This window comes from Arcanobacterium ihumii, from assembly GCF_900604515.1.
Classification (GTDB): Bacteria; Actinomycetota; Actinomycetes; order Actinomycetales; family Actinomycetaceae; genus Arcanobacterium_A; species Arcanobacterium_A ihumii.
Window position 1 is genome coordinate 278,553 of sequence record NZ_UWOS01000003.1, and the last position, 15,289, is coordinate 293,841.

Below are 15,289 nucleotides of genomic sequence, written 5' to 3' on the forward strand. Positions count from 1 at the left end.
TTCCTGCATGCAACCATTCGTCGCCATTGATTTTGAGACCGCCAATTCTAACCGGGCTTCTGCTTGTTCCGTTGGCTTAGTTCGTTTTGACGACGACGGCGTTGCATCCGATTCGCTTTATACCTTGATTCGTCCTCACAGTTCTATGAGTGATTTCCACTGGGGAAATGTGCGCATTCATGGGATTCATGCCCAAGACGTAGCCCATTCACAAGAATGGGCTAGCCTTTATCCTTCGATACAAAACTTCATCGGGGATCTGCCATTAGTTGCCCATAATATGGCGTTCGACGGTTATGTGTTGAGCGATCTCAACCGGCTCTATGGTTTGGCCCCGCTGGAAAACCCTCGCGCTTGTACTCTACGGCTTTCGCGAGCGTTGCTCAAACACGAGCTACCGAAGAAGAATCTGGACGCCGTGTTCCAGCATTATTTCCCCGACGAGCAGTTCCTTCACCATCGCGCGATTGACGATGCCTACGCCGCGGGCAAGATTTTCGCCCAATTCCAGCATGAATACGGCTACGATCATCTGTGTAGCATTTGCCCGCCTATAGTGGGGTATTCCGATGCCGCGCGCCAGCGTAGCAGGTCACGCACGTTAGGCACGTCGGGAACTCGGCAGCAGGGCGCGGGCGGAGCTTCGATGACTCCCGCGCAGCTCGAGGCGTTCAAGCACGCTTGTATTGGTAGCGGTATTCTTGCAGGTGAACGCGTATGCGTGACGGGCACAGTTCCTGGATTTTCGCGCGCCGAGTTCAAGGCTATCGTTCAAGCAGCAGGTGCGAGCGTGGCTGGTTCGGTCGGGCCTTCGACGACGATCGTGGTGGTAGGTGGAGACGACGCCGTTCCTTTGCGCGAGCGCCCAAATCCGTCTAGCAAACTACGCGAGGCGTTGCGCTTCGAGAGTCTAGGAATCCCCATCAAGATTTTGACGGCAAAGGAATTCTTCGGGTTGTTTGGGTGAGTAGAAAGTAGGGTCGGACCTTGTAGTTATAACCCTGCAATCACCCTACAACCCACGCATCTCATCCGTTAGCCCAGGCCAATACCTAATGTGCTCCTTGCCAAAATTCTGTGCGCCTAAAAATAATCCTGCTTTGTTAACCTGAGGATCCACCCAAATAAAAGATCCTGATTGTCCAAAATGGCCGAATGTTGCTGGGGAGAAATCTCCGCCCAGCCAGTGCGGAGATTTCTCCCCGCGTAGTTCGAATCCTAAACCCCAGCAGTTATCACTTTGCCGACCATAGCCGGGCACGATACCTGCAATACCGCCGAATTGCACCCGCACAGCTTCCTCAAACAGCTCACGCGAAATCAGCTGCGGGTTCATCAACTCCAGCAAAAAGCGAGCCAAGGAATCAGCACTCGCCCGTCCCGAATAAGCAATGCTCCCCTCAATCTCCGCTGTGTCCATCTCCAGCGGTAGCAACACTGATTCGCGAATCCACTGCTGAATAGGCATTCTAACTAACGGCTCCATCGCCTGTGCCAATACGTCAAAACCATAATTTGAATAAATCCTGCGCTGGCCCGGTTGTGCTATCGGCTTCCCTGCCTCGGCAGGCAAACCGGAAGCATGCGCCAACAGATGCCGCACTGTGCTACCCGCTGGCCCGGCGTCGGCATCCAAATCCACCAAACCACGCTCCACCGCAACCAAAACGGCATAGGCGGCAATCGGCTTCGTTACCGATGCCAACGGAAAAACTTCATCAGGATCGCCAACCAACAACGTACACTCAGTCTCGGACACTCCAATACCGCCACCAGCATCGTCAGCCGCTCCCCAAGCATTCTCACCCGAAAATGCCATATACACGTGGTCAAAGGAAAAGCCGTCAGAGTTTAAGACTGAATTACGCATACCTATAGCCTACGCTTCTTTAAACTCCCGTCTCACTTTGAACCAGCGCAATTGCAGTAGCTTCATCAGTCACGAAAGTGTTGACATACCCACCTTTTAACGCCGCACGCAAAGCCGAAATCTTCTCATTTCCCCATGCAACAGCCACCACTTGCGGGATGGTGCGCAATTTCTCCACATCCATTGCGATAATTCTTTTACATAGAGGTGTCTCAATATGGTTACCGGCACTGTCTAAGTGGTGAGCACAAATATGTCCCACCGCTCCTTGCTGGGCAATTCTCCGATCTATATCGGCTGGATACCAACCTTGAAAAATCTGCCCAGGCACATTTGCTACCAGCGCCCCCACGCCAACCAGAGCTAAATCGGCTCGTGCAGCGAGCTCTAGAACTGCCGCAACTTGGCCATCTTTTCGTAAATATTTTGCCGTTGCCGGCGAATCCAATACTAACGGGGCAGGCAAAATACGGTAAGTACCACCAAGTTTTGCTGCCATCCTGCGGCAAATCTCAGGCGAATCTTCCAATGGATTCGATCTGCCAAGCGATCCAAGCATTTGCACAACGCAAGAATTACTGCGGTGTTGCTGCGGCAAAGCATCGACGGTCGCTGAAATAGAACTTCCATTCGATACCGCGATCAAACCATCTCGAGGCGTTTGGGATGCCACAAATTCCGCAGCTAGTTGAGGAGGCCCTATCGGACCACTGTGCTGCGAAACCAAAGTTTTCTCTACCTGGAACATCGCACAGATCTGCTCTTCCAGACGTTCTAAGCGCTCGAGCGGATGAGAAATTTTAATAGTCACTAATCCTAAATCTTTGGCTTCTTGCAACATCCGAGACACTGTAGGGCGCGAATACCCAATCCTGCGCGAAATCTCCGCTTGAGATTGGCCATCGTCGTAATATGCACGAGCTACATCTATAAGAAGATGTAAACGCTTTCGATCACTTTCGCCATTGCACATATGTTCATTCTTTCATATTTTCAAAATAATGGAATAGCTATTGATTGCGAATTTCCATTCTTTCTTCGAAGTCCCTTTTTCCACAAGTGAACATATGTTCAAAATTTTCCTTGGCAAGCCCCCTTCTACGTGTGATTCTGATCCTGAGCGCACCTATTAGCGCGGAACAAATTGGCGATTGCGTCCATGAAACCCACGAACTCATAGTTCTCAGCTTCAACACGATCGCCACCTCAAATCAAAGGAGATCACAATGAGTTTCGCACGCACAATCCTTGGAGACGTCAATCCAGCCGAACTTGGCGTCGTCAACGCACACGACCACCTCATCCGTACCGGTGCAGGTGAAGTTTTCATCGATTCCGACCATCTTCTCGCAGACGTCGATAAGGCAGTTTACGAAGCTCGCCTTTTCGTTGACGCCTCAAAGAACTGGGCAAACACCGGCACAGTGGTAGACATGTGCCCAGCCAACTCCGGTCGAGATATGGATAAGCTTGTAGAAGTCAACAAGCGAGTCAAAGATCTCCATATCATCGCCACCACCGGCTTCCACCGTGAGAAGGTCTACCTCGAAACCCGCTCCCACTGGGTAACGCGCTACAGCGTTGATCAAATCACCGAGCTCCTCATCGCAGATATCAACGAAGGCATTGATCACCATGATTACTCCGGCCCAATCGTCGATCGCACCGACGTTAAAGCAGGTTGCATTAAAGTTGCTACCTCGTACGGCATGATTACCGATTTCGAGCGCAAATGTATGCAAGCCTGTGCAAATGCCTCCATTGAAACAGGTGCTCCTATCAATACCCACACCACTTTTGGCACCTGCGGTCTCGAACAAGCTCAAGAACTTATTAAAATGGGTGTTCCCGCCGATCAAATCGCTATCGGACACATCCAGCGCAACGCCGATGTTTACTACCTCCAGCAGATCCTGGACACCGGCGCATACCTCGAGATTGACGGCACGAATCGCATCAAGTACCAGCCGGATTCTAACCGCATCATGGAACTTCGCGAACTTGGCGAAAAAGGCTATGGCAAACGCATCCTACTCGGCACTGATTCCGGCAAGGCTTCCTACCAGAAAGCCTATGGTTCGGTAACCGGAGTCGATTACAACCCAGCCGTGGACGGTCCACGTATGATCGCTGAAGGCTTCGAACCCGAATATGTACGCGACCTGCTCATTAACAACGCCCGCACCTTCTTCACGATGCGCAAGGAAGCCTGACATGACTCCCCGCCTGCAAATCGCCCTCGATACCCGCACGTTGGAGGACGCGCTCAGTGCATTGAGTCGCGGTGGAAGCGACGCAGAGGTGATCGAATGTGGCACAATCTTGATTCTCAACGAAGGCTTGCGCGCAGTACGTGCTATTCGCGCAGCGTATCCCGATAAAACGATCCTCGCCGACGTGCGCATTGCAGAAGCCGGTTCCATCATCGCCCGCGATTGTTTCGCAGCCGGTGCGAACTGGGTATCCTGCGTAGCAGGCGCGTCATTAACCACCATCCGCCAGGTGGTGGAAGTGGCACGGGAGTGCGACGCCGAAGTACAAGTCGAGCTCAGCGCTGAACACTTCTCTCTTGACCGAGCGAAAGAATGGCGAGCTATCGGCGTCGAACACGTGATTGTAAAACGCTCACGCGATCTCGAAGCCGCAGGAACACTCACGTGGGGCGAAAAGGAGTTTGAGCAGATTGACGCTCTGCACGAACTCGGCTTCACCGTGTCCGTGACGGGCGGCATTAAAGTCGATGAGCTCGATACTTTTGCAGGTAAACCGGTAGGTGTGGTGATCGCTGGTCGCACCATCGTAGGCGCTGAGGACCCACGTAGCGCTACCGCCCAGATGCACGAAGCGATGCGCAGGATATGGCCATGAGATCCACGGTTACCCTAGGTATTTATGAGAAGGCGTTGAGGAGTCCCGACGACGATTGGGCGCGTTTTTTCGCCGACGTTACCGAAGCTAGATTTAGTTTCTGCGACCTCTCAGTGGATGAAACGCACCAGCGCGCCGCCCGCCTCGACTGGACCGAACAAACCTGCCGGAAAGTGCGCAATGCCGCAGCCAATCAAGGTACACAGATTGGCGGGATCTGCCTGTCTCTGCATCGTAAAGTGATGCCAGGCTCCGCCGATCCCAGAATCCGAAATCAGGCACTCGATGTCTATCGAAAAGGGATTGATTTATGCCATAACCTCGGAGTAAGCGTATGCCAAGTTGCTGGTTATTTTGCCTACTACGAAGCCCCTGATCCCGATGCCAGACGCCGCTACCTCGACTGCCTCGAAGCCGCTCTGCCTTATGCTGCGCAAGCAGGCGTCATGCTGGGTATCGAGAATGTGGACGGCCACGATATTTCCTCGATCCCAGACGCGGTTGAAGTGGTAGAACACTTTAATAACCCTTGGTTACAGACCTATCCAGACATCGGCAATATTGCTGAACACGGAGGCGACGAAACCACGGAGTTGCGCGCCGGCGTCGGGAAAATGCTCGCAATCCACGTTAAAGACACTCGCCCTGGCGAACCTCGCCGCGTTCCATTCGGCACCGGAAACGTCAAATGGAACGACGCGTTTACCGAGCTAGCTCGCCAAAAGTGGAGCGGCAGGATCATGCTTGAAATGTGGAACGACGATTCGCCAGACTCGGTGACTATCTGCGCCAATGCTCGGCAAACCGTGAGCGAATGGCTAAACAATGCCGGAATATCAGTGATTCAAGCACAACGTACCGATACATGCGCATAAATACGCGCATCCAAATTACAGAAAATCAGCATTTCGTTTATACACGAAAAACGAAGGAGTTAAAGAATGCTGAATGAACTCAAAAATAGAGTGTGCGAAGGGAACCTTGAACTTCAACGGCACGGACTCGTAGCCTGGACCGGTGGGAATCTTTCAGCACTAGACTCAGATACTGGATACATCGTGATTAAACCCTCTGGCGTGCGCTATGAGGAAATGACACCCGAAAAAATGGTGGTTGTTGATGCCAATGGAAAGGTTGTGGAGGGAGACTTGGGACCGTCGTCGGACACCGCTTCCCACCTCGCTCTATACGCAGCCCGTCCGGAATTACGTTCAATTATTCATACCCACTCTCGCTACGCGACAGCCTTCGCGGCGGTCGGCAAGAATATTCCCTGCTGCCTTACTGCCATAGCAGATGAATTTGGCGGACCCATCCCTTGTGCGCGTTATGCACCTATTGGAGGGGTTGATATCGCAAACGCTATATTAGAATGTGGTGGGCATTCACCTGCAGTACTACTCAAACAACACGGAGTATTTACCATGGGCACATCCATCCCTAAGGCGCTACAAGCTGCTGTTATGGTCGAAGATGTAGCAAAAACCGTAGCAGTAGCTATGAGTCTAGGGAATATCGAAGAACTCTCCCAAGCAGAGATCGAATCAAACTTCGATCGCTACTCCAACCGATATGGAACCATCAACGCATCTTTAGGAGTGAGTAAGTGATGTTTGACTTGACTACAATTGGTGAAGGCCAGATCCGACTCACGGTCCCGCGTGGAGAACGATTAGTAAACGCAGTGAGCTTGCGCATGTCTGCTGCCTGTTCAGAAGCGAATGTGGCCGGTCTACTTTCGCAACTTGGGCGTTCAACATCGTGGTGCTCCAAGATGCCACGTGGCGAACTTGCCACGCGCGTGTTGCAAGAGTTCCGTTCAGTTGGCGTAGATATGTCTAATATGGTCCGAGTTGACGACGGTCGCGTTGCCCTTTATTTCATGGAACCAGGCGACTACCCAATGCCATCGAAGGTTATTTACGATCGCCTCCATACTCCATTCCGTGACATTGAGATTGACGATGTCAATTGGGAATCGATGCTCGACACAAGGCTCGTTTTCGTCACAGGTATCACCGCAGCACTTTCGCCAAATACTGCGAAGATAGTCCGTCACTTCTGCGAACAGGCTCACGAGCGTGGAATTGATATTGCACTTGATGTTAATTACAGATCCTTATTATGGGATGCCGACCAAGCTCGAAGTGTACTCGAACCCATTGCTCGCATGTCCACCTTGGTATTTGCCTCTCGTAAAGATGCTCAAACAGTATTTGGAATGCCCGACTTGAGTGGCGTGGAAGTCTGTAAGAAGACCCGTGAATTCCTTGGAGTTTCAACCGTCGTTTCCACTGATTCCACCCATGGCGTATATCTTTCCGACGAACACGGCGAGGAGCAGTTCAACGTTGACGTTGTGCCTGTTATTGATCGCCCAGGCGCCGGAGACTCGTTTGTAGCAGGAACTATACATGGATTCTTGCAAGGCGACGTTCGCGCGGGTGTGGGTTATGGGCAACGAGTTTCAACGTTCGCACTTACTCACCACGGCGACCTTACCCACATTTCGGCGATGGAACTAGACCTTCCGAAAACAACCGACATTATTCGGTAATCGCTGCTGATATTTTCTCTTGTACCTCTAGGGTTGACGGTACAGCTATACATAAATTGAGGAACACTATGTCAAAAACTGCAATGGAGCAGATTGATTCCCTGCCATTAACTCGAAATCAAAAATCACTCATTGGGCTCACAATTGTGGGCAATATTTCCGAATTCTTCGACCTTTTTCTTATAGGATTCGTTATTCATCTGTTAATGAAGACGCCCGGATGGGAACTCACTGGATTTGAAGCCGGAATCATCGGTGCAGCATCAGGCATTGGAACTGTGCTTGGTGCCGTACTTTGGGGACGCCTTGCGGATAGCATCGGCAGGAAAAAGGCGTTTATTTGGTGTATCGCCGTACTAGTCTTTTTCACCGCGGTTACACTCACCATTCAGCCAGGTCAGTGGCAGCTTCTTAGTTTATACCGAGTTGGTGTTTGTATCGGTGTAGGCGGATTAAATATCACCTCAATCCCGTTTGTGCAGGAATTCGTTCCTGCACAACAACGCGGTCTGCTATCTGGATTGACATCGGTATTTATTCCATTAGGTATTTTCCTTGGATCACTTGCAACAAAAGTACTCGGTGAACCATTTGGCTGGAAGGGACTCATTGCCCTTGGCTGTATTCCTGTTGTGCTTATCGCTTGGGCAGCAATCGTACCTGAATCTCCACGATTCTTAATTTCTCATGGCCAAATTGATGAGGCGCGTAAGGCATACGCATGGGCAATGCGCATACCAGAAGGGAATGTGGGAGAACTTCCTGTTATTCCTTCCGAAAATAGTTCTGAGAAAGTGGCTAAAGTTTCGTACGGACACGTACTTCACAAATACCCAAAGCAACTTGTTATTATTTCACTCGGCTCATTTTGCTTCATCTTAGGGGCCTTTACAGTACAGTCATGGGGGCAAAGCATCCTTGGGGAGAGCTTCAAATTTGACGTTTCCACTGTTGCCTACATGTTTATGGGTGTCTCATTAGCCGATTTGCTTGGCCGGCTCGGTTCAGCATGGATTTCAGATCGGATTGGACGGCGTCGCACAATGTTTATCTGGGGTCTGTTCGGCGCAGTAGGGTGCGTTATTGCAGCAATCTCAGCAAAGGTTGCTTCTGGAACATTTAGTGGCACTGGAGCAGAATCTTCGAGCACGGTTCATACTGCAGGAATCGTCTTCTTTATTGGTATCGTCGTTGCAATGGCTTTTGGCGACGGCGCTTTCGGGATTCTCAACGCTTTTGGTGCCGAGCAATTTCCGAATGATGTTCGCTCCACGGGTGTTGGTTTAGGATACGGAATTGGGGCAATAGCAAAGGTTGTTGGTCCATACTTCGTAGGCGCATTGATTGGTGGGGGTAAGCCAACTCCTGACGTGGTGTTCTTACCGTTTATCGTGTTCGCTGTTCTCCTTGTTGCCGGTGGTTTCATCTACCTCCAAGCTGATGAAACTGCAGGAAAGCAACTAGAACAAATCAAGTAATTTCCAGTTCCCAGCCAATAGCAATTTATTAGGTCGGCTTGGGTGCTACATTGCCGCAATGTAACACCTAAGCCAACTCGTTTTTCTACTACACTACCGCCTCGCAAAATGCACAACGGTATTCATTGGTTTTATCGCTGACCCGCTGAATTAGCGGCTCTACTACGCCACGTTCCACATTTGTAATACATCGAGCATTAGAACAATGGTCACCATTACGCATATAGTGGCCATTTGCTAATGGGCCGATGTCCGTCATTCCCCAATTCTCATTGAGAAGTGCATTAATTAGTGCCATACGGATGAATTTTCCATTCAAAGCCTGTTCAAAGTAACAGGCACGTGGATCCTCATCCACATCCACTGCAATCTCATTAACCCGTGGCAGTGGATGCAAAATGCACATATCAGACTTTGCTGTTTTTAATTTCTCACGCCGAAGAATATAGCTATCCTTCAGCCGAAGATACTCAGCCGGGTCATCAAAACGCTCCTGCTGAATCCGTGTCATGTATAAAACATCGAGTTCAGGCATAGCGTCTTCCAAAGATTGCGTTTCTACCACCTCAACACCACATTTAGCCAGCTCATTAGCACCAATATAATCAGGTATCCGCAGTTCCGTTGGCGAAATGAACACCATCTTCACTCCCTCATATCTTGCCAATGCTCGAACTAAAGAATGTACAGTCCGCCCATATTTGAGATCACCGCAAAACCCAACCGTTAGCCCATCAAAACCACCCTTTTTCCGATAAATGGTTAGCAGGTCGGTGAGCGTCTGAGTAGGATGGTTGTGTCCGCCGTCGCCCGCATTAATAACCGGTACAGTTGCATTTAATGAGGCCAGCAGTGGCGCTCCTTCAAGCGGATGCCTCATCGCAATCACATCTGCATAGCAGGAAATTATCCGTGCAGTATCTGCAACGCTTTCCCCTTTTACCACTGAAGAACTAGAGGCTTCTGAAAAACCCAGTACGTTTCCGCCCAATCCATACATTGCGGCTTCGAAACTTAATCGGGTTCGAGTAGATGGCTCATAGAACAAAGTTGCCAGTTTCTTTCCTCTGCAAGCGTGAGCATATTTACTAGGATTATTCGCTATATCTACGCCCGTCAAAATAAGGTTGTCTATCTCATCAGTTCTATAATCAAGGATATCGATCAAACTTCGCGTACGGGCTCCACAAGCATTTTCCTTGTCCTGTATTTGTGCTTCATCCACATACATTTTCTTTGCACTCCATCCATGATTCATTACTTGGGTCGTCCCTAAATTCCAAGAGTTTTGCCACGTCAGTAGGTTTAATGAAGCCAACATCTGCTGCAACCTGCACAATGTCATCGAAAAGAACTAAGGATCGTGCAACCAGCTCTGCTTCTTCAAACCTCCGTTGTGCTTCTTTCATTCCATAAGAGAAGATACTGGCCACCCCAATAACATCAGCACCCACATCTTTCAGGGTGTTTACTGCATCAAGTACCGAGCCCGCCGTCGAAATTAGATCTTCAACTACTACAATTTTGGCTTCAGCTTCCAGCTTTCCCTCGATCTGGTTTTTTCTACCGTGGTCCTTATTGCTAGACCGCACATACCCCATCGGTATTCCCAACCGATCTGCGATAAGCGCTGCGTGTGCGATTCCTGCTGTAGCCGTCCCCATGATTACCTCTGCTTCAGGGAAAGCCCTTTCAACCAATAACGTAAGTGCATCCTCAACCAGATCACGTAATTTAGGAGAGCTAAGAATCAGCCGATTATCACAATAGACTGGACTCTTAATGCCACTCGCCCATATGAAAGGATCATCGGGCCGAAAAAATACGGCTCCAATATCAAGCAGCCCTCGGGCAATCTGAGAAGTTTGGTCATCCATTAGTGTTGTCCTATCTGTTGCTGTTGACTTATTAAACGGATGGAAAGCCTTTAATCGTTACCTAAAAATTCCTCTATGCAATATTCATATGCAGCCACTGGATCGCTAGCTGCTGTGATTGGGCGTCCCACCACGATGTAGTCTGAACCAGCTTCACAAGCAGCCCGTGGCGTCATCACTCGGCGTTGATCGCCAGCCTCGCCGTGGGCAAGTCGGATACCAGGAGTAACGGTCAAGAACTCCGCTCCACAGGATTTGTGCACTTCTCTAGCTTCTAGCGGAGAACAAACAACACCGTCAAGGCCCGCATTTTGAGCATTCTTCGCATAGGAAGAAACCACGTTCGCAAGCGGTTCCTTAATCAAAAGGTCACGTTCCATTGTTTCTTGATCGGTACTGGTCAACTGGGTTATTGCAATCAGAACTGGACGTGAGTCATTAGTACTAGAGCAGCCCTCCAGCGCGGCTCGCATCATCGGACCAGAACCCATCGCATGAACGTTACACATATCAACATTTAGGTCTGATAACACACGCATCGTTCGTTCAACCGTATTCGGGATGTCGTGGAGTTTGAGGTCTAGGAAAACTTGGTGACCACGCCTTTTAAGGGCACGTACGATCTGTGGCCCCTCAGAGTAAAAAAGCTCCATTCCGATTTTCACATAGGGTTTATAGCCACTTGAACCGAAAAGATCTAAAAATTCAAAAACTCTTTCTTTTGACGGAAAGTCGCAGGCGACAATAACGTCCTTTGCCATAATGGTGTCCTATCTCTGTTTATCTCTATCTATCTGTTCTTTGTTTCAGTTCGCTTAATCTGCGTATCCCGTATCGATCCATCGCTTTGGGCAAATCTGCGATCAGTCGTGGGCACACAAAGGGGTCGATCAGGTTTGCGGTTCCTACCTGAACTGCAGTTGCGCCAGCCATCATCATTTCCAATACTTGGTCAACGGTATGGATTCCTCCAATGCCGATAACTGGCACGTCTATCTCCTTTGTAATTTGGTAAACCATCCGTAGCGCTATCGCGAAGATCCCTGGTCCCGAATACCCTCCAATATGATTGGCAATCACCGGCTTACGAGTTTTCATATCAATACGCATTCCCACCAGGGTGTTAATCACGCTTAACCCATCCGCGCCAGCGTCAACACAAGCCCGCGCGATTTCGACGACGTCGGTCACGTTGGGTGAGAGTTTCACGATCACCGGTTTGCAGGTCACTTCGCGTACAGCATGTGTCACTTCCGCGGCAGCCTGCGGGACGCTACCGAAATTCATGCCGTCTGCGTGGACGTTCGGGCAACTGATATTAACCTCGAACCATCCGATATTTGGTTCCTCATTGAGTGCACTTACCACGTAACAGTATTCATTGAGCGAAAACCCGCTCACATTTGCCATCACGGGTTTGGCAAAGTACTCGCGCAACCGCGGAAGTTCTTCCTTCTTCACCCACTCCACCCCAGGATTTTGCAGACCCACAGCATTAATCATCCCCGTTTCACATTCAGCTATTCGAGGGGTTGGATTTCCTAACCTGGCTTCTTGAGTGGTTCCTTTGAAGGAGAAGGTACCTAGCATATTAAGGTCATAGAGCTGGGCAAAATCGTGTCCGAATCCGAAAGTGCCCGACGCCGGGATAATTGGGTTATCAAGTTCTATCCCGCATAAATCTACTTTGAGCCGATCATCGGTCGGTATAGTTGCGGTACCTACACCCCGTACACCTGCGTTCTTCACTTGGGTCACCACACCAGCTCCTCTTTTCCTATCACGGGACCTTCCACGCAAATCCGTTTATATCCACCATCCGCAGTTGGCTTCACGCATCCCATACAGGCCCCAAAGCCACACCCCATACGCTCTTCAAAACTGAACTCACCGGGCAGATCGCTTGCCTTAGCAATTGCGGCCAGCATCGGATTCGGACCGCATGCATAGATGTACGTACCTTCAAATTCTGGCAACGGCGTCGTCACCAATCCCCGCACCCCAGACGAACCGTCAGCGGTTGTAACAACCACCTCACAGCCAAGCTCGCGGAATTCATCTTCGTAGAAAATTTCATCGGCACTGTTGAATCCCATAATTACGGTGGGGTCGTTTCCTGCTTCAATTAAGGTGCGCGCGAGCAAAAATAATGGCGGGGCTCCAACGCCACCGCCAATTAATAAAGGATGCTTCCCCGAACGTTTCGGATTGAATCCCGTCCCCAGTCCGATCAAGCAATCTATTTTTTCACCAACTCCGATTCGAGCCAAAGCTCGAGTTCCATCGCCCACTATTTTATAAATCAGAGTGACGACGCCGGTACCACGATCATCTTCAACGCTTAGGTCACAAATCGAGAGCGGACGTCTAGTCATAAATCCAGGAATCTTGAGATTGAGGAATTGACCAGGTCGCTGAATAGTACAAACGTCTCCGCGAAGGCAGATCTCAAAGGTATTTGCCGCAATAAGGCGGTTACTAACAACTGTTAATTCGTCTTGTTTCATCAGTGCGTTCTTTCGCTCTTGCACGTCCGCGCTTTGGTCTCTTGAAGTGCCTTCTCATCAAGGTAGACCGTTTTTCCATTGTGTACCGTCAGTAGGCAGCGTCCACTCAGAATGCGTCCGGCGAACGGAGTTGCTCGCCCTTTTGATAAGAATTCTGAAGGGCGAACCGGAGCAGTATCCTCCAGATTCCAGATCGAAAAATCATTTCCCAGAGCGATACCAAAACGTTCTCGCGGCCGGTAAACAAACAGTTCCATCACACGTTCGAGGCTGATAATTCCGGTTTGAACTAGATAGGTATAGATCGCAGGGAATGAGGTTTCCAAACCCACAATCCCAAATGCGGATCCAGCAAGACCGCGTGATTTCTCTGATTCGCTGTGTGGGGCGTGATCGGTTGCGATCATATCGACGGTTCCGTCGGCAACTGCCTCAATCATTGCCAAACGATCTGCCTGGGCACGCAAGGGCGGATTCATTTTGAACCTACCGTCTTCTTCCAACATGGCGTCGTCGAAAACCAAATAGTGTGGTGCTGTTTCGCAGCTAACATCGATCCCATCGATTTTCGCTACTCTTATCAGCTCAATACTCTCTCGGCAAGACACATGACAGATGTGGAGAGCTACGCCTGTGTCCTTAGCCAGCTCAAGATCTCGCTCAAGTTCACGCCATTCACTTTCAGCGGGAATCCCACGATGTCCATGCTCACGAGCATATTCACCATCGTTGATGTATCCATCGTCTTTGAGTTTTTCGTCCTCGCAGTGAACCGCAATAATTTTCCCAACTTCTTTGGCGAGCACCATTGCTTCACGCATAAGCTCGCGTGATTGGACGCCCATACCGTCGTCGGAAAATGCGATTACCCTTGATGCCATTCCCTTCAGGTCCGCGAGCTGTTCGCCCTTTTCCGCCTCGGTGATTGAGCCATAGGGGAAGACGGCGATAGAAGAGTCGCGATCAATCACTGCCTGGGCAAGACCGATATTTTCTACCGAATCAGGAACCGGATCAAGGTTAGGCATTGTTGCCACCGCCGTGAAACCACCGCGTGTTGCAGCTTGGCACCCTGAAGAAATGGTCTCTTTATAAGAAAACCCCGGCTCTCGAAAGTGAACATGCACATCGCAGAAGCCGGGGAAAATGGAAAACCCATCGGAATTTAATAATTCCAAAAGCGGATTTTCATCGAAAACAGTGGGTGGATTAGGTATTGCTCCACAGAGTTCTGTGGTTTTTGGCGCATCAAAAACAAGCATTGCTGTTTGCTGACCTCTCACGGTTTAATCGCAACGAGCCACTCTGATAGTGACCTTCGCCGAATGATTCTGAATTAGAATAAGCGCCTCGAGATCCAAAGTCAACGTTTCGCCCAAAATTTGGAACAAGAATACGTCACATCCCGGACGCCGATTTTATGTCAAAATGCGAATATTGGGATTTGCCACTTTTCGGGTACAGTGGGAATTATGGAGGACAAGACGCAGAAGTCCGAACTTAATTCCGTTTTCAGTGCGGCTCCCGATCCGCTACTTGACCTACGTGCCGACGACGTAGATGTGAATATCTACGAACCTGGCTCACTATTTTCGCGGCAAAATTCACCAGATGCTAGCGTTTCAGCCAAAGAAAAATTCACCCAGACGAATCCTGATTTCGATTCGGCTTGGAAAGCACATCCTTCTCAATTTGGCAGGAAACAACCAACCACTCCGCTTGCCCAAACCTCCCCACACTCCGAGCCACGCTCCACAGCCTTCAGCCTCCCGGCAAAGCGGTCTGGAAAATCACGTGGTACTGCGATAGCACTCGGTCTATTCTTCGGTTTCCAAGGCGCACATAATTTTTATTGGGGCGAGCCACGTCGAGGCATCATTGATCTTGTACTTTGGATACTTTGCCTCTTTGCTTTTACTTTTTCTGCAAATATCTTCCTCATGCTTCCAGCCGTCGCCTACGTATGTGTTGAACTGGTTTTTCTTGGTATGGGTCGGGGAATTTACCACCAGGAAGTTTAGCTATTTTCCTCTCTGAGCTAATGCAAATTTGTTAAGACAATTGATAAATTCACACCATCGTGGAAAGATCGAAATGTTAGGACATTTATGTCCATACGAAGCTCGGCTGTT

Annotated in this window: 16 protein-coding genes; 8 read left to right on the plus strand and 8 right to left on the minus strand. The window is 49.8% G+C overall.

The genetic code is table 11. The features are described from left to right. The first annotated feature begins 7 nt into the window (after window positions 1-7). Window positions 8-967 carry an exonuclease domain-containing protein gene (locus EIH22_RS08605; protein ID WP_124055393.1) on the plus strand — a complete coding sequence of 320 codons (960 nt, stop codon included), beginning with the start codon at window positions 8-10 and terminating at the stop codon, window positions 965-967. A gap of 45 nt (window positions 968-1,012) precedes the next feature. On the opposite strand, the gene EIH22_RS08610 is transcribed toward EIH22_RS08605, so the two are convergent. Both EIH22_RS08610 and EIH22_RS08615 read right to left on the minus strand, forming a co-directional pair. After that, on the minus strand, window positions 1,013-1,870 hold the full coding sequence (locus tag EIH22_RS08610) for a serine hydrolase domain-containing protein (RefSeq protein ID WP_235001837.1): 858 nt from the start codon (window positions 1,868-1,870) through the stop codon (window positions 1,013-1,015). 19 nt (window positions 1,871-1,889) lie between these two features. After that, entirely contained in the window at window positions 1,890-2,843 is a 954-nt protein-coding gene (locus tag EIH22_RS08615; RefSeq protein ID WP_124055394.1) for a sugar-binding transcriptional regulator, read from the minus strand. 253 nt (window positions 2,844-3,096) lie between these two features. Between EIH22_RS08615 and EIH22_RS08620 the strand changes: the two genes are divergently transcribed. The 6 genes from EIH22_RS08620 to EIH22_RS08645 all read left to right on the plus strand — a co-directional run bounded on the left by EIH22_RS08620 (window position 3,097) and on the right by EIH22_RS08645 (window position 8,773). After that, on the plus strand, window positions 3,097-4,083 hold the full coding sequence (locus EIH22_RS08620; RefSeq protein WP_124055395.1) for a phosphotriesterase family protein: 987 nt from the start codon (window positions 3,097-3,099) through the stop codon (window positions 4,081-4,083). 1 nt (window position 4,084) lies between these two features. Next, window positions 4,085-4,738: an orotidine 5'-phosphate decarboxylase / HUMPS family protein gene (locus EIH22_RS08625; RefSeq protein WP_124055396.1), complete on the plus strand. Its 654-nt coding sequence runs from the start codon at window positions 4,085-4,087 to the stop codon at window positions 4,736-4,738. After that, window positions 4,735-5,613, plus strand: a complete 879-nt coding sequence (locus EIH22_RS08630; RefSeq protein WP_124055397.1) for an L-ribulose-5-phosphate 3-epimerase — start codon at window positions 4,735-4,737, stop codon at window positions 5,611-5,613. Before EIH22_RS08625 ends, EIH22_RS08630 begins: the two co-directional genes overlap by 4 nt. 66 nt (window positions 5,614-5,679) lie before the next feature. Beyond that, window positions 5,680-6,348 carry an L-ribulose-5-phosphate 4-epimerase gene (locus EIH22_RS08635; RefSeq protein ID WP_124055398.1) on the plus strand — a complete coding sequence of 223 codons (669 nt, stop codon included), beginning with the start codon at window positions 5,680-5,682 and terminating at the stop codon, window positions 6,346-6,348. Further along, window positions 6,348-7,295, plus strand: coding sequence for a sugar kinase (locus EIH22_RS08640; RefSeq protein WP_235001838.1), 948 nt, complete (start codon window positions 6,348-6,350; stop codon window positions 7,293-7,295). The genes EIH22_RS08635 and EIH22_RS08640 overlap by 1 nt, the downstream gene beginning before the upstream one ends. Before the next feature lie 68 nt (window positions 7,296-7,363). Continuing rightward, the gene (locus EIH22_RS08645) at window positions 7,364-8,773 is read left to right on the plus strand and encodes an MFS transporter (protein WP_160149062.1); all 1,410 of its coding nucleotides are present in this window, start codon (window positions 7,364-7,366) and stop codon (window positions 8,771-8,773) included. 88 nt (window positions 8,774-8,861) lie between these two features. On the opposite strand, the gene pyrB is transcribed toward EIH22_RS08645, so the two are convergent. The 6 genes from pyrB to EIH22_RS08675 are packed head-to-tail and all read right to left on the minus strand — an operon-like array spanning window position 8,862 to window position 14,419. Beyond that, window positions 8,862-9,998, minus strand: a complete 1,137-nt coding sequence (gene pyrB / locus EIH22_RS08650; RefSeq protein WP_200829230.1) for an aspartate carbamoyltransferase — start codon at window positions 9,996-9,998, stop codon at window positions 8,862-8,864. Beyond that, window positions 9,991-10,650, minus strand: a complete 660-nt coding sequence (gene pyrE, locus EIH22_RS08655) for an orotate phosphoribosyltransferase (protein ID WP_124055401.1) — start codon at window positions 10,648-10,650, stop codon at window positions 9,991-9,993. The genes pyrB and pyrE overlap by 8 nt, the downstream gene beginning before the upstream one ends. A 50-nt stretch (window positions 10,651-10,700) precedes the next feature. Next, a complete protein-coding gene (gene pyrF / locus EIH22_RS08660) occupies window positions 10,701-11,411 on the minus strand; it encodes an orotidine-5'-phosphate decarboxylase (protein ID WP_124055402.1) in 711 nt (236 codons plus the stop codon). A 25-nt stretch (window positions 11,412-11,436) separates the two neighbouring features. Next, the gene (locus EIH22_RS08665; protein WP_235001839.1) at window positions 11,437-12,408 is read right to left on the minus strand and encodes a dihydroorotate dehydrogenase; all 972 of its coding nucleotides are present in this window, start codon (window positions 12,406-12,408) and stop codon (window positions 11,437-11,439) included. Further along, the gene (locus EIH22_RS08670) at window positions 12,405-13,157 is read right to left on the minus strand and encodes a dihydroorotate dehydrogenase electron transfer subunit (protein WP_200829231.1); all 753 of its coding nucleotides are present in this window, start codon (window positions 13,155-13,157) and stop codon (window positions 12,405-12,407) included. Before EIH22_RS08670 ends, EIH22_RS08665 begins: the two co-directional genes overlap by 4 nt. Then, window positions 13,157-14,419, minus strand: a complete 1,263-nt coding sequence (locus EIH22_RS08675; RefSeq protein ID WP_124055403.1) for a dihydroorotase — start codon at window positions 14,417-14,419, stop codon at window positions 13,157-13,159. Before EIH22_RS08675 ends, EIH22_RS08670 begins: the two co-directional genes overlap by 1 nt. A gap of 210 nt (window positions 14,420-14,629) precedes the next feature. Here EIH22_RS08675 and EIH22_RS08680 point away from each other — a divergent pair, with 210 nt between their 5' ends. Next, window positions 14,630-15,178: a TM2 domain-containing protein gene (locus EIH22_RS08680; protein ID WP_124055404.1), complete on the plus strand. Its 549-nt coding sequence runs from the start codon at window positions 14,630-14,632 to the stop codon at window positions 15,176-15,178. The last annotated feature ends 111 nt before the right edge of the window (window positions 15,179-15,289 follow it).

What these genes read in the sequence shown, in the direction of transcription:
- EIH22_RS08630 (WP_124055397.1), top strand. Translation starts at nt 4,735, where the DNA reads ATGAGATCCACGGTTACCCTAGGTATTTATGAGAAGGCGTTGAGGAGT.
- EIH22_RS08640 (WP_235001838.1), top strand. Translation starts at nt 6,348, where the DNA reads ATGTTTGACTTGACTACAATTGGTGAAGGCCAGATCCGACTCACGGTC.
- pyrF (WP_124055402.1), bottom strand. Translation starts at nt 11,411, where the DNA reads ATGGCAAAGGACGTTATTGTCGCCTGCGACTTTCCGTCAAAAGAAAGA.
- EIH22_RS08635 (WP_124055398.1), top strand. Translation starts at nt 5,680, where the DNA reads ATGCTGAATGAACTCAAAAATAGAGTGTGCGAAGGGAACCTTGAACTT.
- EIH22_RS08615 (WP_124055394.1), bottom strand. Translation starts at nt 2,843, where the DNA reads ATGTGCAATGGCGAAAGTGATCGAAAGCGTTTACATCTTCTTATAGAT.
- EIH22_RS08675 (WP_124055403.1), bottom strand. Translation starts at nt 14,419, where the DNA reads ATGCTTGTTTTTGATGCGCCAAAAACCACAGAACTCTGTGGAGCAATA.
- EIH22_RS08670 (WP_200829231.1), bottom strand. Translation starts at nt 13,157, where the DNA reads ATGAAACAAGACGAATTAACAGTTGTTAGTAACCGCCTTATTGCGGCA.
- EIH22_RS08625 (WP_124055396.1), top strand. Translation starts at nt 4,085, where the DNA reads ATGACTCCCCGCCTGCAAATCGCCCTCGATACCCGCACGTTGGAGGAC.
- EIH22_RS08645 (WP_160149062.1), top strand. Translation starts at nt 7,364, where the DNA reads ATGTCAAAAACTGCAATGGAGCAGATTGATTCCCTGCCATTAACTCGA.
- EIH22_RS08680 (WP_124055404.1), top strand. Translation starts at nt 14,630, where the DNA reads ATGGAGGACAAGACGCAGAAGTCCGAACTTAATTCCGTTTTCAGTGCG.
- EIH22_RS08620 (WP_124055395.1), top strand. Translation starts at nt 3,097, where the DNA reads ATGAGTTTCGCACGCACAATCCTTGGAGACGTCAATCCAGCCGAACTT.
- pyrE (WP_124055401.1), bottom strand. Translation starts at nt 10,650, where the DNA reads ATGGATGACCAAACTTCTCAGATTGCCCGAGGGCTGCTTGATATTGGA.
- EIH22_RS08605 (WP_124055393.1), top strand. Translation starts at nt 8, where the DNA reads ATGCAACCATTCGTCGCCATTGATTTTGAGACCGCCAATTCTAACCGG.
- EIH22_RS08610 (WP_235001837.1), bottom strand. Translation starts at nt 1,870, where the DNA reads ATGCGTAATTCAGTCTTAAACTCTGACGGCTTTTCCTTTGACCACGTG.